General features: G+C 71.3%; 20 protein-coding genes and 2 tRNA genes. 17 read left to right on the forward strand and 5 right to left on the reverse strand.

Going from position 1 to position 25,139, the window contains the following annotated elements; genetic code table 11:
- Positions 1–42: 42 nt before the first annotated feature.
- Positions 43–837, forward strand: coding sequence for an O-methyltransferase (locus SPRI_RS24485; RefSeq protein WP_005317722.1), 795 nt, complete (start codon positions 43–45; stop codon positions 835–837).
- Between the two features lie 61 nt (positions 838–898).
- On the opposite strand, the gene rfbC is transcribed toward SPRI_RS24485, so the two are convergent.
- Both rfbC and SPRI_RS24495 read right to left on the reverse strand, forming a co-directional pair.
- Positions 899–1,498, reverse strand: a complete 600-nt coding sequence (gene rfbC / locus SPRI_RS24490) for a dTDP-4-dehydrorhamnose 3,5-epimerase (RefSeq protein ID WP_037774654.1) — start codon at positions 1,496–1,498, stop codon at positions 899–901.
- A 64-nt stretch (positions 1,499–1,562) separates the two neighbouring features.
- The gene (locus SPRI_RS24495; protein ID WP_037774658.1) at positions 1,563–3,725 is read right to left on the reverse strand and encodes a glycosyltransferase family 2 protein; all 2,163 of its coding nucleotides are present in this window, start codon (positions 3,723–3,725) and stop codon (positions 1,563–1,565) included.
- Positions 3,726–4,134: 409 nt separating this feature from the next.
- Between SPRI_RS24495 and proB the strand changes: the two genes are divergently transcribed.
- The 5 genes from proB to SPRI_RS24520 all read left to right on the forward strand — a co-directional run bounded on the left by proB (position 4,135) and on the right by SPRI_RS24520 (position 9,353).
- The gene (gene proB, locus SPRI_RS24500) at positions 4,135–5,241 is read left to right on the forward strand and encodes a glutamate 5-kinase (RefSeq protein ID WP_005317731.1); all 1,107 of its coding nucleotides are present in this window, start codon (positions 4,135–4,137) and stop codon (positions 5,239–5,241) included.
- A 141-nt stretch (positions 5,242–5,382) separates the two neighbouring features.
- Complete coding sequence (locus SPRI_RS24505) at positions 5,383–5,985, forward strand: hypothetical protein (protein WP_053557313.1); 603 nt, start codon at positions 5,383–5,385, stop codon at positions 5,983–5,985.
- A 122-nt stretch (positions 5,986–6,107) separates the two neighbouring features.
- Entirely contained in the window at positions 6,108–7,400 is a 1,293-nt protein-coding gene (locus SPRI_RS24510; RefSeq protein ID WP_005317737.1) for a glutamate-5-semialdehyde dehydrogenase, read from the forward strand.
- A 90-nt stretch (positions 7,401–7,490) separates the two neighbouring features.
- The gene (locus tag SPRI_RS24515; RefSeq protein ID WP_053557314.1) at positions 7,491–8,120 is read left to right on the forward strand and encodes an SCO2584 family spore wall biosynthesis protein; all 630 of its coding nucleotides are present in this window, start codon (positions 7,491–7,493) and stop codon (positions 8,118–8,120) included.
- A gap of 156 nt (positions 8,121–8,276) precedes the next feature.
- Complete coding sequence (locus SPRI_RS24520; protein WP_005317739.1) at positions 8,277–9,353, forward strand: SCO2583 family membrane protein; 1,077 nt, start codon at positions 8,277–8,279, stop codon at positions 9,351–9,353.
- Here the strand turns inward: SPRI_RS24520 and SPRI_RS24525 are convergent.
- Positions 9,338–10,435: a M48 family metallopeptidase gene (locus SPRI_RS24525; RefSeq protein WP_005317741.1), complete on the reverse strand. Its 1,098-nt coding sequence runs from the start codon at positions 10,433–10,435 to the stop codon at positions 9,338–9,340. The two genes, SPRI_RS24520 and SPRI_RS24525, sit on opposite strands and share 16 nt — an antisense overlap.
- A 216-nt stretch (positions 10,436–10,651) precedes the next feature.
- Here SPRI_RS24525 and SPRI_RS38560 point away from each other — a divergent pair, with 216 nt between their 5' ends.
- From SPRI_RS38560 to SPRI_RS24560, 8 genes are all read left to right on the forward strand, one after another.
- A complete protein-coding gene (locus tag SPRI_RS38560) occupies positions 10,652–10,819 on the forward strand; it encodes a hypothetical protein (RefSeq protein ID WP_159039484.1) in 168 nt (55 codons plus the stop codon).
- Positions 10,820–10,857: 38 nt separating this feature from the next.
- Entirely contained in the window at positions 10,858–11,493 is a 636-nt protein-coding gene (nadD, locus tag SPRI_RS24530; protein ID WP_005317746.1) for a nicotinate-nucleotide adenylyltransferase, read from the forward strand.
- A gap of 19 nt (positions 11,494–11,512) precedes the next feature.
- Complete coding sequence (locus SPRI_RS24535) at positions 11,513–13,348, forward strand: LCP family protein (protein WP_005317748.1); 1,836 nt, start codon at positions 11,513–11,515, stop codon at positions 13,346–13,348.
- Positions 13,349–13,443: 95 nt separating this feature from the next.
- A complete protein-coding gene (gene rsfS / locus SPRI_RS24540; RefSeq protein WP_037776826.1) occupies positions 13,444–13,878 on the forward strand; it encodes a ribosome silencing factor in 435 nt (144 codons plus the stop codon).
- A gap of 5 nt (positions 13,879–13,883) precedes the next feature.
- Positions 13,884–14,558 carry a histidine phosphatase family protein gene (locus SPRI_RS24545; RefSeq protein ID WP_037774664.1) on the forward strand — a complete coding sequence of 225 codons (675 nt, stop codon included), beginning with the start codon at positions 13,884–13,886 and terminating at the stop codon, positions 14,556–14,558.
- Positions 14,559–14,674: 116 nt separating this feature from the next.
- Positions 14,675–14,747 (forward strand) — tRNA-Ala (locus SPRI_RS24550).
- Between the two features lie 365 nt (positions 14,748–15,112).
- Complete coding sequence (locus tag SPRI_RS24555; protein ID WP_005317760.1) at positions 15,113–15,346, forward strand: hypothetical protein; 234 nt, start codon at positions 15,113–15,115, stop codon at positions 15,344–15,346.
- Between the two features lie 163 nt (positions 15,347–15,509).
- A tRNA-Ala gene (locus SPRI_RS24560) sits at positions 15,510–15,582 on the forward strand.
- Positions 15,583–15,646: 64 nt separating this feature from the next.
- Here SPRI_RS24560 and SPRI_RS24565 read toward each other — a convergent pair.
- A complete protein-coding gene (locus SPRI_RS24565) occupies positions 15,647–17,242 on the reverse strand; it encodes an NADH-quinone oxidoreductase subunit NuoF family protein (RefSeq protein ID WP_053557315.1) in 1,596 nt (531 codons plus the stop codon).
- Complete coding sequence (locus SPRI_RS24570) at positions 17,239–18,759, reverse strand: hypothetical protein (RefSeq protein ID WP_310650504.1); 1,521 nt, start codon at positions 18,757–18,759, stop codon at positions 17,239–17,241. The genes SPRI_RS24565 and SPRI_RS24570 overlap by 4 nt, the downstream gene beginning before the upstream one ends.
- A 508-nt stretch (positions 18,760–19,267) precedes the next feature.
- On the opposite strand from SPRI_RS24570, the gene leuS reads away from it, so the two are divergent.
- The 3 genes from leuS to SPRI_RS24585 all read left to right on the forward strand — a co-directional run bounded on the left by leuS (position 19,268) and on the right by SPRI_RS24585 (position 24,118).
- Complete coding sequence (gene leuS, locus SPRI_RS24575) at positions 19,268–22,120, forward strand: leucine--tRNA ligase (protein ID WP_005317771.1); 2,853 nt, start codon at positions 19,268–19,270, stop codon at positions 22,118–22,120.
- 170 nt (positions 22,121–22,290) lie between these two features.
- Positions 22,291–23,043, forward strand: a complete 753-nt coding sequence (locus tag SPRI_RS24580) for a hypothetical protein (protein WP_053557317.1) — start codon at positions 22,291–22,293, stop codon at positions 23,041–23,043.
- A gap of 229 nt (positions 23,044–23,272) precedes the next feature.
- On the forward strand, positions 23,273–24,118 hold the full coding sequence (locus SPRI_RS24585; RefSeq protein ID WP_005317776.1) for a DegV family protein: 846 nt from the start codon (positions 23,273–23,275) through the stop codon (positions 24,116–24,118).
- The last annotated feature ends 1,021 nt before the right edge of the window (positions 24,119–25,139 follow it).

Below are 25,139 nucleotides of genomic sequence, written 5' to 3' on the forward strand. Positions count from 1 at the left end.
CTGGGAATCAATCAATTTGATTCCCAGCGAAGGGTTCGATCGGTGGATCGCCACGGTTTTCTGCGTCAACTGCACCGCACGTACAAACCCCGCAACTATCTCGAAATCGGGGTCAATGACGGACGCAGTCTGGCACTCTCCCGGGTCCCTTCCGTCGCGATCGATCCGGCGTTCCGTGTGGTGACGAGCATCAGTTGCGATGTCCACCTCGTCAAAGCCACCAGTGACGACTTCTTCGCGCGCAAGGACCCGCTGGTGCATCTGCGTACCGGCCGCAATCCCTTCCGCGCCCTGGCCCGCAAGGACCCGCTGAATGTCCTCGGCGGAGAGCCGAAGCTCGAGCTTTCGTTCATCGACGGAATGCACCTCTTCGAGTACGCGCTCCGCGACTTCATGAACGTCGAGCGGCACTCACGCTGGTCCAGCGTGATCGTGCTCGACGACATGCTCCCGAGGAACGTCGACGAGGCGGCCCGCGACCGGCACACCAAGTTCTGGGCCGGCGACGTCTACAAGGTCGCCCAGGTCCTGCGGAAGTACCGCCCCGACCTGGTCGTCGTCGAGGTCGACACCGCGCCGACCGGAGTCGTGGCGATCTTCGGCGCCGACCCGGAGAGCACCGTCCTCAAGAACGCGTACGACAAGATCATCGAAGAGTACGTCGTGCCCGACCCGCAGGACGTGCCCGAGGAGATCCTCGTCCGCAAGAACGCCGTCCAGCCCGAGGCGCTGCTCGGCGCCGACTTCTGGCCCGCCCTGATCAAGGCCCGCGCGCTGCGCCGGCCGCGCTCGGCCTTCGCGCCGGTGCGCAGGAGCCTCGAGAGGCTCACCGGCTGAACCGCTCCGCGAACGCCCCGGGTCCGCCGGACCCGGGGCGTCGCCGTGCGCCCCGCGTGGCTCAGCCGCGCGCGGCCAGTTCCGCGTAATAGGCGCGGCACTCCTCGTACCGCGGCAGCAGGCCCTGGCGCTCCGCCTCGGCCAGCGACGGAGCCGCGGCGTCCTTGTCAGAGAGGACCGGGGTGATGTCCTGCGGCCACTCGATGCCCAGACCGGGGTCGAGCGGGTCGATGCCGTGCTCGCGTTCGGGGGCGTAACCCTCGGAGCAGAGGTAGACGACCGTGGCGTCGTCCGTCAGAGCCATGAAGGCGTGACCGAGGCCCTCCGACAGATAGACGCTGCGGTGGTCGACGTCGTCGAGACGCACCGCCTCCCACTTCCCGAACGTCGGTGAGCCGACCCGGATGTCGACCACGACGTCCAGGACGGTGCCCCGCACGCACTTGACGTACTTCGCCTGGCTCGGCGGGACGTCGGCGAAGTGGACACCGCGGAGCGTGCCGCGGCTGGAGACCGAGCAGTTGGCCTGGGCGAGCCGCAGACCGTGGCCGGCGGCCTTCGCGAAATCACCCTCCTTGAACCACTCGTGGAAGCTCCCACGGCTGTCCGGGAAGATCTTCGGCTCGTGCACCCAGGCGCCGGTGATGGAGAGCTGCCGCATGTGATCCTGTCCTCGTTCGGGTGTTGCGGTCAGGTGGCCGATGCCGGGCCCGCGGGTGTGCCGGTCATCCCAGCAGCCGCGCCGCGAACCGGCGGACCTTCCTGCGCCCGGAGGACGGCAGCCGTCGCACGACGGGGCCGGCCACGGCGCGCACCGCCTCGCGCAGCGCCGCCCGGCGGCGCTGCACCGTCAGCTTCCGCAGCAGGGCGGGGTCCGGCGCGGGGAGGCTGTCGTCCAGCCGGAGACGGCCGGTGGCATCGACGTCCACCGTACACAGCGCCAGCGCCCGGCCCTTCTCGCCGTCGAGCCGCACTCCGAGCTGCCAGGTGCCCGCGGGCGCACCCTCGATCCGGCGGGGCACCGACAGGTGAGCGCGACCGTGCACCGGGCGCAGCGTCGACGGGACCGCGTGGACGACCGCTGCGTCCGGTGCCTCCGAGGTCTCCGGTTCCTGCCGTCCCGTCTCCGCCGCTCCGGTCGCGTCAGGGGCGGGCGCGGCCGGCGGCTTGCTCAGCACCAGCTGCACCGCCGTGGGAGCGGTCGTGGCGGTCGTGACCAGGTCGAGCCGCAGCTGCGGCGAACGCCCCGGCATGCACAGCACGGTGCGGCCCTCCATGTACGGGACCAGCTTCTTGCCGCGACGGGAGACGTCGAGGGTCAGATTGCCGTGCGGGTCGGTGAAGTACGGGATCACGGGGCGGGCGGGCGCGGACAGCAGCGCCGGGAGGCACTGGCCGTCGACGTGCTCCGCACGCTCGGCGCCCAGCCGGGTCTTGCGCACGAGACCGAGGCCCCGCACGCTCACCCAGGCGTCCCAGAAGCCCCGCGGAAGGCTGCCCCGGCCCTTGCGGCCGCCCTGGGTGGACAGCACGCCGGTGCCGCGGAGCACGACCTCGCAGGTCCGGCCCGCTCCGTCCGGTCCGTTCGCGCCGGACTCGGCGATCTCGTCGTCCTCGTCGTCGAGCATCTCGACGCGGGTCTCGAGCGTGGTCGGGCACAGCCACTCCACGGCCTTCTCGCGATCACGCAGCGACAGCTCTGCCTGGAAGCCGGCGAGATCGTCGGTGATGTCGAGGAGTGCGCCCTCGGGGAGGAAGCCGGACGTGATGTCGGGGTGCACGTAGAGCCGCTCGTCACGGCGCAGGAGCTTCAGCGGCAGCCGCTGCTCGCCGTGGACCAGCCGTCCGGCCATGGTCACCGTGATCCGGCCGTCGGTCTCCCACCGCACGTTCTCGAGCCGTGCGGAGCCCTTGACGGACGCACCGAGACGGGCGAGCCGCACCAGCCCTTCCGCGTTGTTCTCACGCAGCAGCGTGGAGCGCATCCGCAGCATCGGCCCGAGGCCGTCGTGCACGGAGTCGTCCATGTACTCCAGTGCGAGCGGCCGTACGGCGTCGACCATCTCGCGCAGATAGTCGTCCTCGTACTTGAGCACCGCCGGCTCACTGAGGCGGCCCAGCATCTCCACCCGGTAGAAGCGGCGCAGCACCCGGTCCCGCAGCGCACCCGGCTCGGTGTTGGCGACGACGACGTCGAGGACCTCGCGGAGGTTGCCGTAGTAGCCCTCGGGGACGAGCTTCGCCGACCCGGCGTTCTTGCCGTCGTCCCGCTTCGAGTAGTGGTAGCAGGTGTACGTGCCGAGGATCGAGACGACCTTGGCGGGGAAGTACGCCCGCATCATGTACAGCTGGTCCTCGAGGCGGCGCTTGCCCTCGGGATAGGCGATGCCGTGCTCGCGCAGGAACGCGGTGCGGAACATCTTGTGCGGCGTGAGGCTGTCGAAGAGCGGAGCGTCCCGCAGCGTGCACTTCTCGCGGTTCGTACGGAAGACGCCGTGCGGCACACCGCGGAAGTTGCTGGCCACCTTGCCGATGACGATGTCGGAGCCGTTCCTGTGCCCCATGTCGTAGAGGCGGCGCAGCGCGTCCGTGCCCAGGTGGTCGTCCTGGTCGAGGAACTGGACGTACTCACCGAGGGCTTCGGCGACCCCGATGTTCCGCGGCTTGCCGGGCCAGCCGGAATTGGGGATGTGGATCACCCGGAAGTGGGGGTGCTCGGCCGCCAGCTTGTCGAGCCGCTCCGGGGTGTCGTCGGTGGAGCCGTCATCGACGAAGAGGACCTCGAACTCCCCGGCCGGAAGGGTCTGGCGGACCAGGGAATCGATGCACGGGTCGATGTACTTCCCCGGGTTGTACACCGGGATGACGACACTCACTTTGACCGACACAGCTGCGCCCCGTCTGTTGTGGGAACCGGAGTCGAAGGTGGCGGGCCGGAGACAGGCATGCGCCGGTACGGGCGCGGGCCACCGCCCACCGGCCACCCTAGCGGTTGGCCGGATCGAACAACCATCGCCACAGTCAACTCACGTCACGCGGCAGGCCCTTCCGGCGTGGCACCCTCCTTCCCGGGCCGGTGGCGACAGGTGCCGCCGGCCGGATGCTGCTGTCCAGCGAGCGGAATGCCCGCGCACACGAGCGGGGCGCTGGCATACATTCGGCCTTGTGACAGAGGCGAGGCACGGCGTGACAGGACAGAGCCCGGAACAGCAGGCCGCGGGGCGTTCGGGAGGAGCCCCGGCGGGGCAGCCACCCGCCGCCCCCGCACCGGCGGGCACGGTTCCGGCGAGGGCCCACGTGACCGCCGCCCGCCGGATCGTCGTCAAGGTCGGCTCCTCCTCCCTGACCACCGCCGCCGGAGGGCTCGACGCCGACCGGGTGGACGCCCTGGTCGACGTGCTGGCCAAGGTCCGCAGCGGCGGCGAGAAGGAGATAGTGCTCGTCTCCTCCGGCGCCATCGCCGCAGGTCTCGCGCCGCTCGGGCTCACCCGCCGGCCCAAGGACCTGGCCCGTCAGCAGGCCGCCGCCAGCGTCGGCCAGGGCCTGCTCGTCGCCCGCTACACCGCGTCCTTCGCCCGCTACGGCGTCCGCGTCGGCCAGGTGCTGCTGACCAGCGACGACACCAGCCGCCGCGCCCACTACCGCAACGCGTACCGGACCTTGGACCAGCTCCTGGCCATGGGCGCCCTCCCGGTCGTCAACGAGAACGACACCGTCGCCACCGACGAGATCCGCTTCGGCGACAACGACCGGCTCGCCGCGCTCGTCGCCCACCTCGTACGGGCCGACCTGCTGATCCTGCTCTCCGACGTCGACGGCCTGTACGACGGCGACCCGGCCCGTCCCGACACCAGCCGCATCGAGGAGGTGCACGGCCCCGAGGACATCGCCCATGTGCAGATCGGCAGCGCGGGCAAGGCGGGCGTCGGCACCGGCGGCATGGTCACCAAGGTCGAGGCGGCCCGGATCGCCGCGGCCGCCGGCGTACCCGTGGTCCTGACGTCCGCGAGCCGCGCCGCCGACGCGCTCTCGGGCCGTGACACCGGCACGTACTTCCACGCCACCGGACGCCGCTCCGCCGACCGGCTGCTGTGGCTGGCGCACGCCTCCACGCCGCAGGGTTCCCTCACCCTCGACGAGGGCGCCGTACGGGCCGTCGTCGAGAACAGGAAGTCGCTGCTGCCCGCGGGCATCGCCGCCGTGGACGGCGAGTTCAGCGCCGGGGACCCGGTGGAGCTGCGCGACGCCGCAGGCCGGCCGGTCGCGCGAGGGCTGGTGAACTTCGACGCCAAGGAGATCCCCCGGATGGCCGGCCGCTCCACCAGGGAACTGGGCAAGGAGCTCGGCCCGGAGTACGAGCGGGAAGTCGTACACAGGGACGATCTGGTCGTCCTCCAGACGTGAAAAGGCGGAAAGTCCCGCCATCTGGCAGAGACCTTTACCAAAACCGCCCCACGCCCCGCCGTGGGCTGGTCAACTTTGTTGCGGGGGAACGCGGGGTTCGGCACGACGACGCAGCACGACGCAGCAGCAGGGAGGCCGCCGGTGAGACGAGCGCGCCCAGGGGATGCGCCCCGAGGGAACGGGAAGCTGCCGGGCGTCCGCCGGTCGGTGGGCGAGGAGCGGGCTCTGACCAGCGTCGGGGCAGGGGCCGACTTCGGCGACGGACACGGTGACGCGCGCGGCGAGGGGCGGGCCGACGGCGACACCGCCCGCGGGGACCGGATGAAGATCCAGGAGCAGGGGACCGGGACCGGCACCGCGGAGGCCGGGACACGGCCGGACGCCGCCGGCGAGGAGCGGGTGCTGTCCCGCCTCTGGCACATCACGCTCAGCGTCTCCGGCCGGGAGGCCCCCCTCAAGGAGGTCCGCCGCGGCCTCGAACAGCTGGCTCACGACCACCCCTTCCTGCTCACCAGCCGGTACGCCAACGACCACGCGGAGATCCGCTACTGGGAGGAGGCGCGCGACCTGCACGACGCGGCCGCGGTCGCCCTGCGGCTGTGGGGCGAGCACCGTTCCACGGCCAACCTGCCGCCGTGGGAGATCGTCGGCCTCGAGGTCATCGACCGGCAGACCTATCACCAGCGCGTCGCGGAGGGTTACGGCCCGCCGCCGGCCGCGCGGGTGGGAGTGCACCCCTTCTGAGGGCCGGGGGGTGCCGGGTCGTCGAGCTTCGCGACGTCGACGAGCCGGGCGCCGCGAGGCGGTCCGTCTCGGACTGCGGGATACGGGAGGGACGCCCGCGGGCGGCGCATTACGCTTCCTGTATGACGTCGCTCTCTTCGGTTTCGCCCTACGACAACATGTCCCCGGTCGCCCAGGTGGCCTACCGGGCCCGCGCAGCGGCCGCCGACCTCGCGCCGCTGCCGCGCTCGGCCAAGGACGACGCGCTGCTCGCGATGGCCGACGCCCTGGAGGTCCGCACCAGCGAGATCGTCGAGGCCAACGCCGAGGACGTCGCCCGCGCCCGTGAGGCGGGGACCAGCGAGACGGTCATCGACCGGCTGACGCTCACTCCCGAGCGGGTGCGTGCCATCGCCGCCGATGTGCGTCACGTGGCGGCGCTGCCCGACCCCGTCGGCGAGGTGGTGCGCGGCTCGACCCTGCCCAACGGCATCGACCTTCGCCAGGTGCGGGTGCCGCTCGGCGTCGTCGGCATCATCTACGAGGCCCGGCCGAACGTCACCGTGGACGCCGCCGCGCTGTGCCTGAAGTCGGGCAACGCGGTGCTGCTGCGCGGCTCGTCCTCCGCCTACTCCTCCAACACCGCCCTGGTGCGGGTGCTGCGGGACGCCGTCGGCGGCTCCGGGCTGCCGGCCGACGCCGTACAGCTGGTGCCGGGCGAGAGCCGGGACTCCGTACGCGAACTGATGCGGGCCCGCGGCATGGTCGACGTGCTGATCCCCCGGGGCGGCGCCTCGCTGATCCGCACGGTCGTCGAGCAGTCCACCGTGCCGGTCATCGAGACGGGCACCGGTAACTGCCATGTCTACGTGGACGCCGAGACCGACATCGACATGGCCGTCGAGATCCTGATCAACTCCAAGGCGCAGCGGCCGAGCGTCTGCAACGCCGCGGAGACCCTCCTCGTCCACAAGGACATCGCGGCCGCCTTCCTGCCGCGCGCCCTCGACGCACTCGCGGACGCCGGGGTGACTGTGCACGGCGACGAACGCGTCATCGAGTACGCGGACGCCACCAAGGCCACGATCGTGCCCGCCACCACGGAGGACTGGGAGACGGAGTACCTCTCCTACGACATCGCCGCCGCCGTCGTCGAGTCCCTGGAGTCGGCCGTCGCCCACATCCGTCTCTGGTCCTCCGGTCACACCGAGGCGATCGTCACCACCTCGCAGGCCGCCGCCCGGCGATTCACCCAGTTGGTGGACTCCACGACGGTCGCGGTCAACGCGTCCACCCGTTTCACCGACGGCGGTCAGTTCGGATTCGGCGCCGAGATCGGCATCTCGACGCAGAAGCTGCACGCGCGCGGTCCGATGGGGCTGCCCGAGCTGACCTCGACGAAGTACATCGTGACGGGTGACGGCCACACACGGTGACCGTCAGCGGGGCGCCGCCCCGGGTCACCCGGGCGGGGAGAGTTTGCGCACTCCCTGCCCAAACCGGGCCCCCCGGTCTACTCTGAGAACGTGCCGGACGACGTGGGGGGCAAGCCGTTCCAGGACGGCGGGGACCCTGAGGACTCTGTCGACCGCGGGGGCGCGGACGAGGACTTCGCCACCGTGGTGTTCGACGAGGACTTCGTACGGGCCGCCAAGATCCACGAGCCGAGCGCGGTGGAGCGGCTGCTGGCCGCCGCCGAGGCCCGCGCCGAGGCGGACGCCGCCCGGTCCGGCACACGGGGACACTCTCCCGACGACGACCTCTACGACAGCCGCCACGCCCCCGGCCACCGTCGCCGCGGCTACGACCACGACGACGAGGACGACGAGGACGCGGGCCCCGACGGCGACTGGTCGGGCCCCTACGGGCGGCACGGCGGCGCCCTGCGCCCCTATCGCGGCACCGCGCGCTGGCACCGGCCGGTGGCCTGGCTGCTGGCCCTGCTGATGGGCATAGGGATGGTCGCCCTCGCCTTCACCGCCGTGTACCGCGGAGCCTCGAACAGCAACCGGCAGGATCCGGTCCCGCAGCCGGTACGGACGGGTGTGGACGCGCCCCCGACGGGAGCCACGGTCAGCGGGCGGGGCAACGGCCCCGTCGCCACACCGCTCGAGCGCTCCGCCCCGCCGGTCTCCGCGGTGCCGCCGGCTCCCTGAGACCCCCGCGTCTGCCGGGGCTCCCGCGCTCCGTGAGGCCCACGCGCCGGCCGCCGATACCCCTCGGGGACCCGGTGCGCAACTTGGTGAGAACTCGTCAGAACTTGTCGTGTACCAGGGCGTTTACCGCGTGCCCGCCAGACCTACCCTGAAAGTATGGCTGGGCGTGGAGACCCGCCCGAGGGGACTCCCGAGGGGCTCCCCGGCGGTGGAGATGACGAGTACGGATCGGTCGTCTTCGACGAATCGTTCATCCGTGCTGCCCGCGTCCAGGAATTCTCCGCAGTGGAGCGGATGGGCGAGGACGCGCCGGCCGTGCGCAGCCTCCCCACCTGGAACGCCGGACGGGCCCCCGGCCAGATCCTGCTGCTGGTCCTGCTCGTCGTCATCGCCTTCGGCACCGCGATCTACCTGGGTGTCCGGCACCCCTACCAGCCGCCCCAGGCCCGGCAGGCCGAGCAGATGCGGGTCCTCGTCGTCCCGCTCGCACCGCAGGGCCCGGTGCCGGGCGGCTCGCCCGCCGAGCTCTACGCGAGCAGCCCGGCCGGGCAGTTCCGCAAGGGGGCCGCGGGCATCACCATGCCGCCCGTGCGCCGGACCGAGCACTTCTCCGAGACGCAGGTGATGACCGCGCTGGCGACGGTCAAGGACTACCTGGTGACGTCGTCGCTCGACCCCGACGTCCTTACCGGTGACGCCGTCCAGCCCGTACGCACCCTGCTCCATCCGGACCAGATGACGCAGTTCGACCGGAGCGTCGCGTCACCGGCCGCCGACGGCCGGCACGCCGCCACCGGCTGGCTCGTGCGCTTCGACCCCGCGAAGGTCGCCCTCGCGGATCCCGACGTGCGCGTACGGGGCACGCTCACCGTCACCGAGGCGGGGACCGGAGCCCTGGAGATCGTCTCCGAGCACACCTTCGTCTACGCGCTGCGCCGGGCGGCCGTCAGCGGTCCCGGCACGGACGAGGCGTCCCTCTTCACCGTCCGCCGCGAGCTCCACTTCCGCTTCGACCGCGACGATCTCGCGCACCATCGCCTGGAGCTGCGGGTCAGCAACCTCCAGGCCGGGCCGCAGGCCTGCTCGTCCGACGTGTCGGGCGCACTGCATCCGCTGCTGTCAGGACAGCGGGCGGATTCCGACGGCCCGGCCGGCACCGACCCGTATGCGACGGGCCGGGCCACCGTGGCGTTGTGCGGGTCCCTCGCCCCGGAGGCTCAGCCCTCGCCCTGAGAGCTGCCGCCGCCCGCCGGTCCTGCGCCGTTGCCGTCGCCGGCGGTCCCGCCCGCCGCGCCGCCGTTGCCCATGAACTTGTCCCGCAGCTTGCCGCCGAGGTCGCCGGCCCCGCCCGCTATGTCGCCGACGAGCTTCATCAGCGGGTCCTTGCTGGTGCGCACCGTGTCGGCGTAGTGCGAGGCGGACTCACGGAAGGAGTCGGTGACCGAGGTGTCCTTGTCCTCGGTGCGGCGCGGGTAGTGGCCGTCCATGATCCGCTGGTAGTCGCGGCTCTCCGCCCACTTCTTCAGCTCGGCGGCGCGCACCGTGGTGAACGGGTGGGACCGGGGGAGCACATTGAGGATCTTCAGGACCGAGTCGCGCAGGTCGCCCGCGGACTCGTACTCCTCCGCCTGCTTCAAGAACGCGTCCACGTTCATCTCGTGCAGGTGGTTACCGCCGGCGATCTTCATCAGGCCGCGCATCGAGGCCCGGAGGTCCTGCCCCACGAGCAGGCCCGCCCGGTCCGCCGACAGCTCCGACTTGCGGAACCACTCACGCAGCGCCGTGACGATCGCCATGATCGCCACATTGCCCAGCGGTATCCAGGCGACCTTCAGCGCCAGTCCGGTGAGGAATAGGAGGACCGTGCGGTAGACGGAGTGCCCCGAGAGGGCGTGGCCGACCTCGTGGCCGACGACCGCGCGCATCTCCTCCTCGTCGAGGAGCTCCACGAGCCCGGTCGTGAGAACGATGATCGGCTCGTCCAGGCCGATGCACATGGCGTTGGGACGCGGGTCCTGCGTCACGTACATCGCGGGGACCTTCTCGAGGTCCAGGATGTAGCAGGCGTCGCGCAGCATGTCGTTGAGATGCGCGAACTGGGCGTCGCTCACCCGCACCGAGTCGGAGAGGAAGAGCAGTCGCAGGCTGCGCTCGGGAAGCAGCGCGCTGAGTGCCTTGAAAACGGTGTCGAAGCCGCTGAGCTTGCGCAGGGCGACGAGCGCCGAGCGGTCCGCGGGGTGTTCGTAGGCCCGTGAGGAGATCTCCGGGAAGCGCTTGCGCTGCCTGCTCGGTACCTGCTCGTGGCTGCTGGTCATGGTGCCCCCTGTTGGTGCGAGTCCTCGCTCGTCCCCCTGACGGACCCCAGCGTAGGGGCTGGGGCCGCGGCACGGTGGGGCCTGTGGACAACTCCGGGAACCCCTGTGACGGCGTCTGCGGTGGGCACAACGACTGAGTCGGCGTGAGCGTGCCCGGGAGGCCCGCATACGATGTCCGCGAAGTCTCCGACTCCCACTCCCGATCGATTGGTCCTGTTGAAGATGAGCCTCACCGGCACCGCCGCCAACCTGGTCACTCTCGCCGAGGGCGCCGAGCACGGCGGCAACCACGAAAGCCTCAGCCCGTACGTGACCGGCATCGGCGCCTTCGTCGCCCTGATGCTGCTGCTGTGGATCACCACCCGCTTCAACCGCGACCGCTGATCCCTGGCCGGCGGCCGGTGCCAGTAGGCTCTGCACGCATGGGAGAGCAGATAGTGGCCGACGGCTCCGGCGCCGGATCCGGTCCGGGCAGACGCCGACTCGGCGTGATGGGCGGGACGTTCGACCCGATCCACCACGGACACCTGGTGGCCGCCAGCGAGGTGGCCGCCCTCTTCCACCTCGACGAGGTGGTGTTCGTACCGACCGGGCAGCCGTGGCAGAAGAGCCACAAGAACGTGTCACCGGCCGAGGACCGCTATCTCATGACGGTCATCGCCACGGCGTCCAACCCGCAGTTCTCGGTGAGCCGTATCGACATCGACCGCGGCGGCCCGACGTACACGATCGACACCCTGCGGGACCTGCACTCCCTCAACGAGGACTCGGACCTGTTCTTCATCACGGGTGCCGACGCGCTCTCCCAGATCCTCGGCTGGCGGAACGCCGAGGAACTGTTCTCGCTCGCCCACTTCATCGGGGTGACCCGGCCGGGCCATGATCTGACGGACGACGGCCTGCCCGAGGGCGGAGTCTCCTTGGTGGAGGTTCCGGCGCTGGCGATCTCGTCGACCGACTGCAGGGAGAGAGTCGCCCAGGGGGACCCGGTCTGGTACCTGGTGCCGGACGGTGTGGTGCGCTACATCGACAAGCGCCAGTTGTACCGCGGCGAATGAGCCGCGGAGAGGGGCACCGTTGAACGACCAGCAGAATCCTTACGACCCGTACCACCAGCCGCAGATCATCGGCTACGACGAGTACGGACAGCCGGTCTATCAGCAGCCCCAGCAGTACGACCCCTACGCACAGCAGCAGAGCGGCCACGCTGGGCAGCAGGACGGACAGAACGGTCCTGGCTCCGGGGCCTACGGTTCCACGCAGGACTACGGCCAGGCGCAGGGCTACGCCCCTGGTCAGGGCTACGGCACGGGCGACGGCTACGGCGGCGCCGGCCAGGACTACGGCCGCCACCAGGCCCCCCAGGACTACGGATACGACCCGTACGCCTCTCAGCCGCAGACGCCGGCGGGCCAGGACCGGGGGTACGACCCTTACGCGTCCGGCCAGGGCGGTTACGGCTACGACACCGGCACCCAGCCCGCCGTCGACACCACCGGCCAGTGGGCCTTCCCGCAGCAGCAGGTCTCCGAGCAGCAGGAGCAGCAACAGCAGGCCGCTCGGCAGCAGGAGCAGCAGCGTCCCGCTCCCGCGGCCCAGGAACCGGCCGGCGTGCCGGAGCAGCGACGGCCGGCCGACGGGCCGGAGCGCCCGTACCAGACCGAGCAGTTCTCGTTCATCGAGGAGCCGGACGAGGACTCGGAAGACGTCATCGACTGGCTGAAGTTCACCGAGAGCCGCTCGGAGCGGCGCGAGGAGGCCAAGCGCCGGGGCCGCAACCGCATCGTCGCGCTCCTGGTCACGCTCGCCCTCGTGCTCGTCGGCGGCGTCGGCTACCTCTGGTACGCGGGCAAGCTCCCCGGCCTGTCCGGCTCCGAGACGAAGAGCGAGGCGGCCGCCGGCCCTCAGAAGCGCGACGTCATCGTGGTGCATCTGCACAACACCAAGAAGAAGGGCACGTCCACCGCCCTTCTCGTCGACAACGCCACCACCGGTCAGGGCACCACCGTCCTGCTGCCCGACAACCTCTCCGTGGCGAACGACGACGGCACGGCCACCACTCTCGGCAAGTCCGTCGAGGATGACGGGTCCACCGGTACCCGCGAGGCGATCGGCACCCTGCTGGGCGCCAAGGTCTCCGGCACCTGGCGCCTCGACACCCCTTACCTGGAGAACCTGGTCGAACTGGTCGGCACGATCGACCTGACGACCGACACCGAGGTCCCCGGTGAGAAGAAGGGGGAAGAGCCCCTGGTGAAGAAGGGCGAGAACCAGACACTCAACGGGCGGGCGGCCGTGGCGTACGCCACCTACGTCGGGCCGGAGGAGGCCGAGGAGAAGCAGCTGCTGCGCTTCGGCCAGGTCATGCAGGCGGTGCTCAAGAAGCTCCCGGACGACCCGAAGTCGGCCACGGTCATCGTCGAGACGCTGGCGCAGATCCTCGACCCGTCCCTCAACGAGCGGGACCTCGGCACGTCCCTCGCCAAGCTCGCCGAGCACGCGAAGGGCGGCGACTACAGGACCGCGCTGCTGCCCGTCCAGGACGACGGCACGCTCAGCGACGAGGCCGCGAGCAGCGTCGTCAAGGACGTCCTCGGCGGCTCCGTCAGCGCACCCGAGCCGGGCGACACCCTCCGCGTGGGGATCAAGAACGGCAGCGGGAAGGCCGATGCCACGGAGCAGGCCCGGGTCACCCTCATCAACGGCGGCTACAACGTCATCGACGGAGGCAAGGCGGACACGGTCGACGCGTCGCAGGTCACCTACGGTGACGACGCGCAGAAGGCCAAGGCGGAGGAGGTCGCCAAGACCCTCGGTCTGCCGGCCGGCGCCGTGAAGAAGGGCAAGGCCGCCACGAACGCCGACGTCTCGGTGGTCCTCGGCCCCGATTTCAAGATCGAGGAGCCGGAGTGACGGGGGCGACGCCGGGGGCCTGAGCATCGTTGCGTGGCGTGTCGGCGGTCCGTGAGACCCTTGAAGGGTTCCTGACCGCCGACGAAAGCCTGCCTGTGACCGCCACGGATCGCTCCATCGAGCTCGTCAACGCCGCCGCCCAGGCGGCGGCCGACCGGCTCGCGCACGACATCATCGCGTACGACGTCAGCGATGTGCTCTCCATCACCGACGCCTTCCTCCTCGCCTCCGCGCCCAACGACCGTCAGGTCAAGTCGATCGTCGACGAGATCGAGGAGCGGCTGAACAAGCAGCTCGGCGCCAAGCCGGTGCGCCGCGAGGGCGACCGCGACGCCCGCTGGATCCTGCTCGACTACGTCGACATCGTGGTGCACGTCCAGCACACCGAGGAGCGGGTCTTCTACGCCCTCGAGCGGCTCTGGAAGGACTGCCCGGAGCTCGCGCTCCCGGAGGACGCCAGGAAGACCCGCGGCAAGGCCAAGGAGCACGCCGAGCTCACCGGCGGTGACACGGAAGGGGAGCAGCGCTGAACGGCATCAGCAGCGGCGGCGGCAGCGCCGGGAGCGCCCGGCGTGGGCGCGGCCGGCGCATCGTCCTGTGGCGTCACGGCCAGACCGCGTGGAATCTCGAGCGCCGTTTCCAGGGCTCCACGGACATCGAGCTGACAGAGGCCGGCGTCGCCCAGGCGCGCCGTTCCGCCCGGCTGCTCGCGTCGCTGAACCCCGACGCGATCGTCGCCTCCGACCTCAAGCGGGCCGCGGCGACGGCCGGCGAGCTGGCCGGTGTCACCGGCATCGACATCTCCTACGACGCCGCGCTGCGCGAGACGTACGCGGGTGCCTGGCAGGGTCTGACCCACGAGGAGATCGTCGAGCGCTACGGCGACCAGTACGCCGCCTGGAAGCGCGGCGAGCCGGTCCGGCGCGGCGGCGGGGAGCTGGAGACCGAGGTGGCCGACCGGGCCGCCCCGGTGGTGCTCCACCACGCCGACAAGCTGCCCGACGACGGCACGCTCGTCGTCGTCAGCCACGGCGGCACCATCCGTACGACCATCGGCCGGCTGCTCGGTCTGGAGTCCCAGCACTGGGAGAGCCTCGGTGGGCTCACGAACTGCTGCTGGTCGGTGCTGGGCGAGGGCGCGCGGGGTTGGCGGCTGCTCGAGCACAACGCCGGCACCCTGCCGGAGCCGGTCCTCGGCGACGACACCTGAGCGGGCCGGGTCCGGCACGCCGCCCGCCCGGGGTGGTCCCGGACCCGGATTTCACTTTCCGGCAGGTCGCAGGCTAAAGTTCTTCTTGTTCGCAGCGCGGAGCGCGAAGAACACGCGGGGCTATAGCTCAGTTGGTAGAGCGCCTGCATGGCATGCAGGAGGTCAGGAGTTCAATTCTCCTTAGCTCCACAATCGGATCCCGTCCCCTTCCAGGGGGGCGGGATTCTTCGTTGCTCCCGGATCATGGTTGCCTGATCATGCCGCCCTCCTCGCGGTGCGTGGCCGATCTCGTACGCAAACGCCGCTGACCACTGTGCGCGGCCGTGGCAGAATCGGACGGCCGGAGGGGACACCGGCGGTACGGGAGGGAGCGCACGATGTCCGCCAGCGGCGAGGAAGCCGGGGAGGCTGCCGATGACCTGCTTGTCACGGCGGAGGCCGGTGCTCGCCTCAGCTGTCCTTCCTGCGGTTCTGTCCATGTCGCCCAGGTCCTCGGGGACAACGGCGGCGTTTCCTTCGTGTGCACGGCCTGCGGCCACAGCTGGAGCTGAGTGATGGGTGCACACAGGCGTAAATGCGACTGGTGCGGCAGCGGTACGCCGATCGTCAGGGACATGGATCCGGTCAATCCCGAGTTCCAGTACTGGTGTGAGGAATGCGCGCGGGCGCTGATCATAAAAGGCGACCCGATCGAGACGTACCGCGAGCTCGAGGGCGAGCCGATCTACGGCCGGCTCCTGGACGAGCACTGCACCCTGAAACGGTTCTACTCGTTCGCGACGGCCTGACGAGCTGCCGGACAAGTCCCCTTTGCCCCCTCGTTCGTAAACGGCGCACACCGGGACGTTCCGGGCGCGGTCGTAAACGATTTGGAGATGCGGCGACAGGGGCGTTAATGTTCTCTACGTCGCCGCCGCGGGGGAAACCCGGGAGCGGGGCGGCACACAGCAAGGGGCTATAGCTCAGTTGGTAGAGCGCCTGCATGGCATGCAGGAGGTCAGGAGTTCAATTCTCCTTAGCTCCACAAGAGACAGTGAAGCGGGCCACCCGGATCGGGTGGCCCGCTTCACTGTTGTGGGTGACCGCCGTCAACTACGGCCGCTGCCAAGGGCCTTGCGGCTGATGCTGGGGAGCGCCGGGCGTGCGGGAGGCGGCGTCGGGCCCGGGGAGGGCACCTGCTCGATCCGCATGGCGAGTGCGGGACAGCGGCGTACGGCCCGCTGCGCGCGGCCCCGCATGTGCATGGGAACCATGGCGTCGGCCACCGACGGGTATCCGTCGGGGTTGAGCCGGATCAGCTCCGGGATGATGTCGGCGCACAGACCGTGGCCCTGACAGAGCGTCCAGTCGACGAAGATCTTCTCGCCGCTGGGGATCGACTCCTCCGCCTCTTCGTAGCCCGGCAGCGGCAGGGGCAGCACACCTGTGGTGTCACGCCCGCAGCCGCCGTGCAGCACGTGCGCCGCCAGGTCGTCCGTGAAGGCGGACAGCGTGGAGGCGAAGAACCGCGCAGAACCGTCGGGGTGTTTGCAGGCGCCACGTCCCTTGACCGCCTGGGTGACCTCACGCAGGGCCTCCAGAGCCGCCGGCCCGCCGCCGTTCATCACATCGGCCAGACCGCCGGCCGCCGCGGGCAGGCCGAGCTTGCAGGGGCCGCACTGGCCGGCCGTCTCCGCGGCCAGCCAGTTGGCCACCCGCAGCGCCTCGCCCAGCGGGCAGGTCTCCGGACCGATCGGCAGGATCGCGCCCGCGCCCAGGGCGCCGCCGACGGAAGCCAGGGACTCCTTGGACACGACCGCCTCGTGGACCGCGGCCGCGTCGATCCAGTTGCCGTGGTAGCCGCCGGTGAGCACCCCCTGTGGCTGCGGCGGGGCGCCCGCCAGCTGGAGCACGTACCGCAGCGGCACGCCCGTCGGCACCTCGACGACCATCGGCCGCGCCACCGCGCCGGAGATCGTCAGCATGACCGTGCCCGGTTCGGAGTCGAGGCCGGTGTGGCTGTAGCGGCGGGCGCCGATCCGCGCGGCGACGGCGAGCTGCGCGAACGTCTCCGCGTTGGACAGCAGCGTCGGAGCGCCGCCGACGCCCGTCTCCGCGGCGCGCACGCGGCGGCCCGGCGGCAGCGCGGGACCGCCGTTGACGGCGCGGATGACGGAGGACGCCTCGCCGGAGACCATCCGCTCCGGGGTGCGCACCACGCGGGCGCGCAGGGCCTGGCCGCGACGGTCCGAGAGGCCGCGCTCGGCGAGCGCGGCGCGCATGGAGATCTCGGTCGAGTTGCGGGTGACCGCGACGACGAGGGTCCGTGCGCCGAGCGCCTCAGCGGCGAGCAGCGCGCCGTCGAGGATGAGGTGCGGCGCCCGGTTGAGCAGCACCGTGTCCTTGCGGCAGGCCGGCTCGCCCTCGCTGCCGTTGACGACGACCACCGGCCGTATGCCGCGCCGGATGGCGGACTTGGCGACGGCCCGCAGTTTCTTGCCGAAGGGGAAGCCCGCGCCGCCGCGGCCGGTGAGGGATATGTCCTCCGCGAGCTGTGCGAGCCGCTCGCCGCTCACGGGCTCGAGCGGCCCGTGCACCTTCAGGTGCATGGGCAGGTCGAGGCGGTCGACGAGGTCGAAACCCTGCGTCAGCTGGGGGAGGCCGACGACGCGGACCTCCGGGACGTCGGGGAGGGGCGCGTTCACGGTCGTTCTCCTGCTGGTGCGTGCCAGGGCTCTCCGGCCGGGGGCGGGAAGAGGGGGCCGGGCATTGGCGCCGTCTCGTCGTACGCAGGGACGTTTCCGTTGTCGTACGAGGACCGGTCGCCGTACGGGGCTGCGGGTGCGGGATCGGTCAGAGGTGTGTCGTAGGCCGCGGGCGGCGGGTAGCCGCCGGTGGCGTCGTACGCGGCGGAGGGCGCCGCGTAGGCGGCCGTCGCGTCGGGGGCGGGGAAGGCGCCGGTGTCGTAGGTGGGGACGCCGGTGTCGTAGGAGGCGGGCGCATCGAGCGGTGAGGAGCCGCCGTACGGTGCCGGCGGCGCGTCGTACGAGGGTGCGGCGTCGAAGAGCGGCGGGGGAGGGGTGTCGTAGAGGGGCCGGGCCGGGTCGGGCCGCACCGACTGCGCCGGGCGGGGCGGCGAGGGCGTCGGCCAGCTGCCCGTCCGCGGGCCGGTCTCCGACACCACGGGTATCTCCTCGGTCATCGGCACGCGCTCGGCGAGCGGCGCCGACGGTTCGCCCGCCAGCGAGACCGCGCGGTAGGCGGCGGACATGCCGGTGCGGCGGCCGCCGGTGAGGTTGCCGCCGTCAGGCGCGAACGCCGGCTCCTCCTCCTGAGGGCGCGGGGCCTCGTAGAGCTGCGGCGAAGGGGCGGCGAGCCGCGGGGGCTGCGCGCGCGCCTGGCCGAGGGGCGGCTGGAAGTCCTGTTCGTACGGGCGCTGTGACGGCACGCCGTTCATTGCGCCGGTCATACGGTCCACGCGGTCCATGCGGTCCATGCCTGCGGGTACGGTCGCGCGGCCCGTCCCGTTCATTCCGCTGACGCCGGGAAGAGGGGCGGTGGCGAGATCGCGCTGCGCCTGCTCGTCCGCGGCGGCCGGTCCGGCGGCGCCGGTCAGGGACATGATCTTCGCGGCGATCCGGCGCTGAACCGGACGCGGCATCATGCGTACGGAGACCGCCGCGGCGACTCCGAGGAGGGCCAGGCAGTACATGGTCACGACCCACGTCGCGGCCGGCCGGCCGGCGTAGAGGCCGTGGACCAGGGCGAAGCACCAGGCCGGGTACGCCAGCATGTGCAGCGGCCGCCAGCGGCCGGCGACCTTGATGTTGCCTGCCAGCGCGCTGCGGAGGGCGCCGGTCGTGCCGGCCACGACCATGAGGAACCCGGCCAGCGAGCCGAAGCCGATGAGTGCCTCCGTGCCGGTGACGCCCAGGCCGAACGGGATCATCGCGCCGAGCAGTGACACATGTCCCAGCGACACCTTCACCGTGGCGTGCAGCAGCAGGAACCCGAGCGAGGCGATGGCGGTCGCCCGGTGGATGCCCTGCGCGAGCAGCCGGTGGCGGGGCGAGAGCAGCAGCCGGTCGGTGGCGATCAGGCCCCAGGCGACGGAGGCGGTCAGGGACACCAGGGAGAGGACCCCGGTGGTGAAGTCGAGCGCGGCGCGGAAACTGTCGCTTCCTCCGACGGCGAGCAGGGGTAGGAGCACCAACGCGGCCACGGAGATGCCGCCTTGCACCTGGCGGCTGAGTCCGCGGCCCGGACCGGGCGACAAACGCATCTTGAGACGAGGGTTCATGGGGCGACTCCGAATGGTGCGGGAAAGCTGTCCCGTTGACGCACTCTAGGTCGACCCATACCAACCAGTACGAGGTTTCAGGGTTTATCGAGGTGAAGTCAGCGAACCTGACTCGGGGGTTGCCCTGGATAAGGGCGATACGCGGAGTAACCCGGACGCCTTGATCGCCGGAGTCGGCCGGAACCCGCCCCTGACGGCTTCCGGAGGCCCGGAACGGACACTCATGCGGGCTGTTCCCCCGCTGCGGTACCCTGACGCCATGCGTGCCGTACGCCTTCTGCTTAGCGAGCCGCGCTGATCAGCCCCGACGGATGAGAAATCCGGTCGGAATCGGCGCGGCGTCCCCTCCTGTGCGAGGGGATTTTTCATTTCCCCTGGTACGTGAATCGGCTGGCAGTCGGCAGAGACGATCGATGGAGCTTCAAGGATCATGAGCGAGATGAACTCGGCTGCGGAGACAGCAGCCCCGCATCGTTATACGGCTGCCATGGCGGCCGACATCGAGGCACGCTGGCAGGACTTCTGGGACGCGGAGGGCACCTACCAGGCGCCCAACCCGAGCGGGGACCTGGCGGGGGACCCCGCGCAGGTGGCCAGGCCCAAGAAGTTCGTCATGGACATGTTCCCGTACCCGTCGGGCGCCGGGCTGCACGTCGGCCACCCCCTGGGCTACATCGCCACCGACGTCTTCGCGCGTCATCAGCGCATGACCGGGCACAACGTCCTGCACACCCTGGGCTTCGACGCCTTCGGCCTGCCGGCCGAGCAGTACGCCGTGCAGACCGGCACGCACCCGCGCGTGTCGACCGAGGCGAACATCGAGAACATGAAGGTGCAGCTGCGCCGGCTGGGCCTGGGCCACGACAACCGCAGGTCCTTCGCGACGATCGACCCGGACTACTACAAGTGGACCCAGTGGATCTTCGTCCAGATCTTCAACTCCTGGTACGACGAGAAGGCGGACAAGGCGCGCCCGATCGACGAGCTGGTGGCCCAGTTCGAGAGCGGCACCCGTGAGGTGCCCGGAGGCCGGGCATGGGGCGAGCTGAGCTCCCTGGAGCGCGCCGACGTCCTGGGCGGGTACCGCCTGGCCTACGCCTCCGACGCGCCGGTCAACTGGTGCCCCGGTCTCGGCACCGTGCTGGCCAACGAGGAGGTCACCGCCGACGGCCGCTCCGAGCGCGGCAACTTCCCCGTCTTCAAGGCCAAGCTGCGCCAGTGGAACATGCGCATCACCGCCTACGCCGACCGGCTGCTGGACGACCTGGACGCGCTGGACTGGCCCGAGGCCATCAAGCTGCAGCAGCGCAACTGGATCGGCCGCTCCGAGGGCGCCCGCGTCGACTTCGCCGTCGACGGCCACGACGGCGCACGGATCACCGTCTTCACCACCCGCCCCGACACCCTGTTCGGCGCCACCTACATGGTCCTGGCCCCCGAGCACGGCCTGATCGACTCCATCGTCCCGGCCGAGTGGCCCGAGGGCGTCAAGGAGCAGTGGACCGGCGGCGCCGCGACCCCGGCCGAGGCCGTGGCCGCCTACCGCAAGCAGGCGCAGACCAAGAGCGACGTCGAGCGCCAGACCGAGCACAAGGACAAGACCGGCGTCTTCACCGGCTCGTACGCCGTGAACCCGGTCACCGGCGAGCGGATCCCCGTCTTCGTCGCCGACTACGTCCTGATGGGCTACGGCACCGGCGCCATCATGGCCGTCCCCGGACAGGACGAGCGCGACTGGGAGTTCGCGGAGGCCTTCGAGCTGCCCATCGTCCGCACCGTGCAGCCCCCTGAGGGCTGGGAGGGCGAGGCGTTCACCGGTCAGGGCCCCGCCATCAACTCCGCCAACGACGAGATCTCCCTGAACGGCCTGGACGTCGCTGAGGCCAAGGCGAAGATCACCGCCTGGCTGACCGACAAGGGCATCGGCGAGGGCACCGTCAACTTCCGGCTGCGGGACTGGCTGTTCAGCCGTCAGCGCTACTGGGGCGAGCCCTTCCCGATCGTCTACGACGAGGACGGCGTCGCCCACGCGCTGCCCGAGTCGATGCTGCCGCTGGAGCTGCCGGAGGTCGACGACTACTCGCCGCGCACCTTCGACCCCGACGACGCGGACACCCAGCCCGAGACACCGCTGTCCCGCAACGCGGACTGGGTGAACGTCGAGCTGGACCTGGGCGACGGCCCGAAGCGCTACCGCCGCGAGACCAACACCATGCCCAACTGGGCGGGTTCGTGCTGGTACGAACTGCGCTACCTGGACCCGCACAACAGCGAGCGGCTGGTCGCGCCGGACATCGAGCAGTACTGGATGGGTCCGCGCGAGGGTCAGCCGCACGGCGGTGTCGACCTGTACGTCGGCGGCGCGGAGCACGCCGTGCTGCACCTGCTGTACGCGCGGTTCTGGTCCAAGGTGCTGTTCGACCTGGGACACGTCTCCTCGGTCGAGCCGTTCCACAAGCTGTACAACCAGGGCATGATCCAGGCGTACGTCTACCGCGACGAGCGTGGGTTCCCGGTCACGGCCACCGAGGTCGAGGAACGCGACGGGAAGTTCTTCCACGACGGCACTCCGGTCAAGCGCGAGCTGGGCAAGATGGGCAAGTCCCTGAAGAACGCCGTCACCCCGGACGAGATCTGCGCCGAGTACGGTGCCGACACGCTGCGCCTGTACGAGATGGCGATGGGCCCGCTGGACGTCTCCCGGCCGTGGGACACCCGCGCCGTCGTCGGCCAGTACCGGCTGCTGCAGCGGCTGTGGCGCAATGTCGTCGACGAGGCGACCGGCGAGGTCACCGTCGTCGACGGCGAGCCGGACGAGGCGACGCTGCGAGCCCTGCACAAGGCGATCGACGGCGTCTCCCAGGACATGTCGGCGATGCGTTTCAACACCGCCATCGCCAAGATCACCGAGCTGAACAACCACCTCACCAAGACGGGCGGCCCCGTGGCGCGCTCGGTGGCTGAGCGCCTGGTGCTGCTGGTCGCGCCGCTGGCACCGCACATCGCGGAGGAGCTGTGGCGCAGGCTGGGCCACACCGACTCGGTCGTCCACCAGGACTTCCCGGTCGCCGACCCGGCGTACGTCGTGGACGAGAGCGTGACCTGCGTCGTGCAGATCAAGGGCAAGGTCAAGGCGCGCCTGGAGGTCTCCCCGTCCATCACGGACGAGGAGCTGGAGGCACTGGCCCTGGGCGACGCTGCGGTCGTAGCCGCCCTGGGCGGCGCCGGCATCCGCAAGGTGATCGTGCGGGCGCCGAAGCTGGTCAACATCGTGCCCGCGTGACGACGGACGGGTCCGCAAGCCGCGTGACAGGGGCGGGAACAGGCCTCTGATCGGGGTTGCGGGCCCGCCGGGGGGTTTCCCCTACGGGCAGGTTGGGGGTTCCGAAGGAACCTACGGCCTGCCCGTTCCGTTTACCGTGGAAGGACCACAACCGACGCCGGAGGGCGCACATGGAAGCCGCGATCATGATCCTGGCGCTGCTCTTCTTCGCCTTCGTGGCACTTGGGGTGTACGTGAGCGTGAAAGCCGTGAAGGCCGCCAAGCGCGGTGTCGAGCGCACCGTCACCCAGGCACGGCGCACGGTCGAGGACACCGCGCTGCGCGCCAAGAGCTACGGGCAGACCGGCGTGACCGGCGAGCTGGCGCAGCTGCGGCTGAAGCTCCGCACCTCCATGCGGGCGACACAGGAGGCGCTGAACGCCGGCGCGGCGGAGGACGCCTCCCTGTCCGAGTCGCTGGCCCTCTTCCGGCGGCTCAGCGCACACGGACACGAACTCGACGACGAGCTCAGGCGTCTCGAGCGCGAGCCCGACCGTGTCACGGTCGCCGGACTGATGCCGGGCCTGCGTGAGCGTACGGAGCGGATCACCCACTCCGCCGATTCGCTGCGCTGGGCGGCACGTGACCGCGCCCAGAAGTTCGCCGAGGACGATCTCGACGTACTGAGCTCGCAGATCGACATGGAGGCGGGAGCGCTGCGGCACTGGTCCGCGACCGACGGCGGCGGGACCGCGGAGCCGGCGGCATGGCCCGAGGAGCCGGAGTCCGGGCGTCCGGCGGCGGCACGGCCCGAGCCGGAGGCCCGCACACGGCCCGAGCCGGAGGACGAGACATCCGGCCGGCCACAGGCGATCACCGCTCCGGACCCGCGGCAGACCACCTACCCGTGGCAGAAGACCGCCCGCCCGGAAACGACGAACTGACGCGGCTCCCGCGACTGCCCGACCACCCCTGCGCCGGGCGGGCCGCGCCCCGCGGTGAACGACTGGCCGGCCACGTGTGCACGGCAGCCCGACGCCGCTGCGCAAGGTGGGCCGGTACTGCTATGCACGGCGGGACGCGCTCCCTGCGCAGTGCGTAGGGACAGCCCGCGCACGGCCTGTGGACAGGTCGGGCTGCCGTACGGTGCCGCCTGCGGGTAACCTCCCGCTCATGTCCCGCCATGTCGCGATCGTCACCGATTCAACGGCCTACCTGCCGCCACCGGCGATGGAACGGCACGGCATCACGGCGGTGCCGCTGACCGTCGTGCTCGGCGACCAGGCGCTGGAAGAGGGCACCGAGATCTCGGCCCGTTCGCTCGCCACCGCCCTGCAGAAACGGCGGCCGGTCACCACATCGCGGCCGAGCCCCGCGATGTTCGCGCAGGCCTACCGCGAAGCCGCGGCCGCCGGCGCCACGGGAATCGTCTCGCTGCACCTCTCCTCCGAACTGTCCGGGACCCACGACGCGGCCGTCCTGGCCGCGAAGGACGCACCCGTGCCGGTCAGGGTCGTCGACACCGGGATGATCGCCATGGCGCTGGGATTCTGCGCTCTCGCGGCGGCGGAGGTGTCGGAGGCGGGCGGTTCGCTGGACGAGGCGGTGGCCGCGGCGGAGAAGCGGGCGGCGGACACCGCCGCGTATTTCTATGTCGACACGCTGGACTACCTGCGTCGCGGTGGGCGGATCGGGGCCGCACAGGCGCTGCTCGGTTCCGCGCTCGCCGTGAAACCGCTGCTCCAGCTGGTCGACGGCCGCATCGACATGCTGGAGCGGGTGCGGACGGCTTCGCGGGCGATCGCACGGCTGGAGGAGATCGCCGCCGAACGGGCCGGCACGGCTCCGGTGGACATCGCGGTGCACCACTTGGCCGCGCCGGAGCGGGCGGCCGCACTCGCGGACCGGCTGCGGAACCGGGTGCCGGGGCTGGCCGACCTGCATGTGAGCGAGGTGGGCGCGGTGATCGGGGCGCACACCGGGCCGGGGCTGCTGGGCGTCGTCGTCGCGCCGCGCTGAGAGGGCGAGGTGCTGGTCGGGGTGGGCCGGTCCCCAGGGCCGGGCGGGCTGGTAGCTGTGCTGGAGCGGGTGGCTGTAGGGCTGGGCGGGCCGGGCGCTGACGAGTCGGTCAGGTGTAGGGCTGGGGCGGGCCGACCGCTGGGGCGAGTTGGTCAGACGTAGGGCTGACGCGCGGGCCGACCGCTGGGACGAGTCGGTCAGGCGTAAGGGCTGGCGCGGGCCGGCCGGGGGCCGGGGTGGCTGGTTCCCGACTCACTCGTGAGGGTGGTCGAGTTATCCACAACCGGCTCTCTTTCCACCGGAATCGGGCGGGCTCGGCGGGTGCCGGCGAATGTGCCTACCGTCCTGTGACATGGCTCTTCGATCACGTTCCGCAACCAGTGGCCCGGGCCGCGCCCCGGCCTCCGACAGCCGCGCACGCTCCCACGGTCACGGCCGACCGCGTGCCCTGACCGGGCACGCGTATCGGCCGGGGGCGGGAGTGGGGGCAGGAGCGGCGGGTCCGGGGAGGCAGGGACAGCAGACGTACGGGCAGGGGCAGCGGTGGGGACCGGTGCAGGGGGCGGCGCAAGGCGTCAGGGGAGGGGCGCCTGCGGGTGCGGGGGCGGGTGACGGTGTTGGTGCCGGAAGCATTGGCCGCGTCTTACGACCTTCTCGTCTGCGGGGCGGCCGCGCCCCGACCGCGGAGGCCGCCGCCCTGCGACGGCGGGCGGACGCCTTGTTCACGGCTCCGGCGGTTCTGGAGGGCGTGGACGGCGGCGTGGGTACTGCGGGCAGTCCGCGCGGCATCCCGCCGCGGGCCGGGCGGCCGCCGCGCCTGCCCCGGCGTCATTTGACGCACCTCGCGGCGCACTCGCCGCCGCACCTGCCGGCGCCTTTGCTCTCGGGTCCGGTAACGCGCCCGCCCTCGCGCCCGGTTCCAGGGGGACGGCGGACGGGCGCGGGGACCGGCCCAGGACGCGGCGGCCACAGGGGGCGGGTGCGGCCGGCAGTGCGGACCGGACTGCCGGAGCCGACCGCC

Origin of the sequence: Streptomyces pristinaespiralis (genome assembly GCF_001278075.1) — a bacterium.
GTDB lineage: Bacteria > Actinomycetota > Actinomycetes > Streptomycetales > Streptomycetaceae > Streptomyces > Streptomyces pristinaespiralis.

Bases quoted from the DNA above. Each gene is read 5' to 3' on its own strand.
- rfbC (WP_037774654.1), bottom strand. From the start codon at position 1,498: ATGCGGCAGCTCTCCATCACCGGCGCCTGGGTGCACGAGCCGAAGATC.
- SPRI_RS24510 (WP_005317737.1), top strand. From the start codon at position 6,108: ATGACGTCGCTCTCTTCGGTTTCGCCCTACGACAACATGTCCCCGGTC.
- SPRI_RS24520 (WP_005317739.1), top strand. From the start codon at position 8,277: ATGGCTGGGCGTGGAGACCCGCCCGAGGGGACTCCCGAGGGGCTCCCC.
- SPRI_RS24525 (WP_005317741.1), bottom strand. From the start codon at position 10,435: ATGACCAGCAGCCACGAGCAGGTACCGAGCAGGCAGCGCAAGCGCTTC.
- nadD (WP_005317746.1), top strand. From the start codon at position 10,858: ATGGGAGAGCAGATAGTGGCCGACGGCTCCGGCGCCGGATCCGGTCCG.
- SPRI_RS24555 (WP_005317760.1), top strand. From the start codon at position 15,113: ATGGGTGCACACAGGCGTAAATGCGACTGGTGCGGCAGCGGTACGCCG.
- leuS (WP_005317771.1), top strand. From the start codon at position 19,268: ATGAGCGAGATGAACTCGGCTGCGGAGACAGCAGCCCCGCATCGTTAT.
- SPRI_RS24580 (WP_053557317.1), top strand. From the start codon at position 22,291: ATGGAAGCCGCGATCATGATCCTGGCGCTGCTCTTCTTCGCCTTCGTG.
- SPRI_RS24585 (WP_005317776.1), top strand. From the start codon at position 23,273: ATGTCCCGCCATGTCGCGATCGTCACCGATTCAACGGCCTACCTGCCG.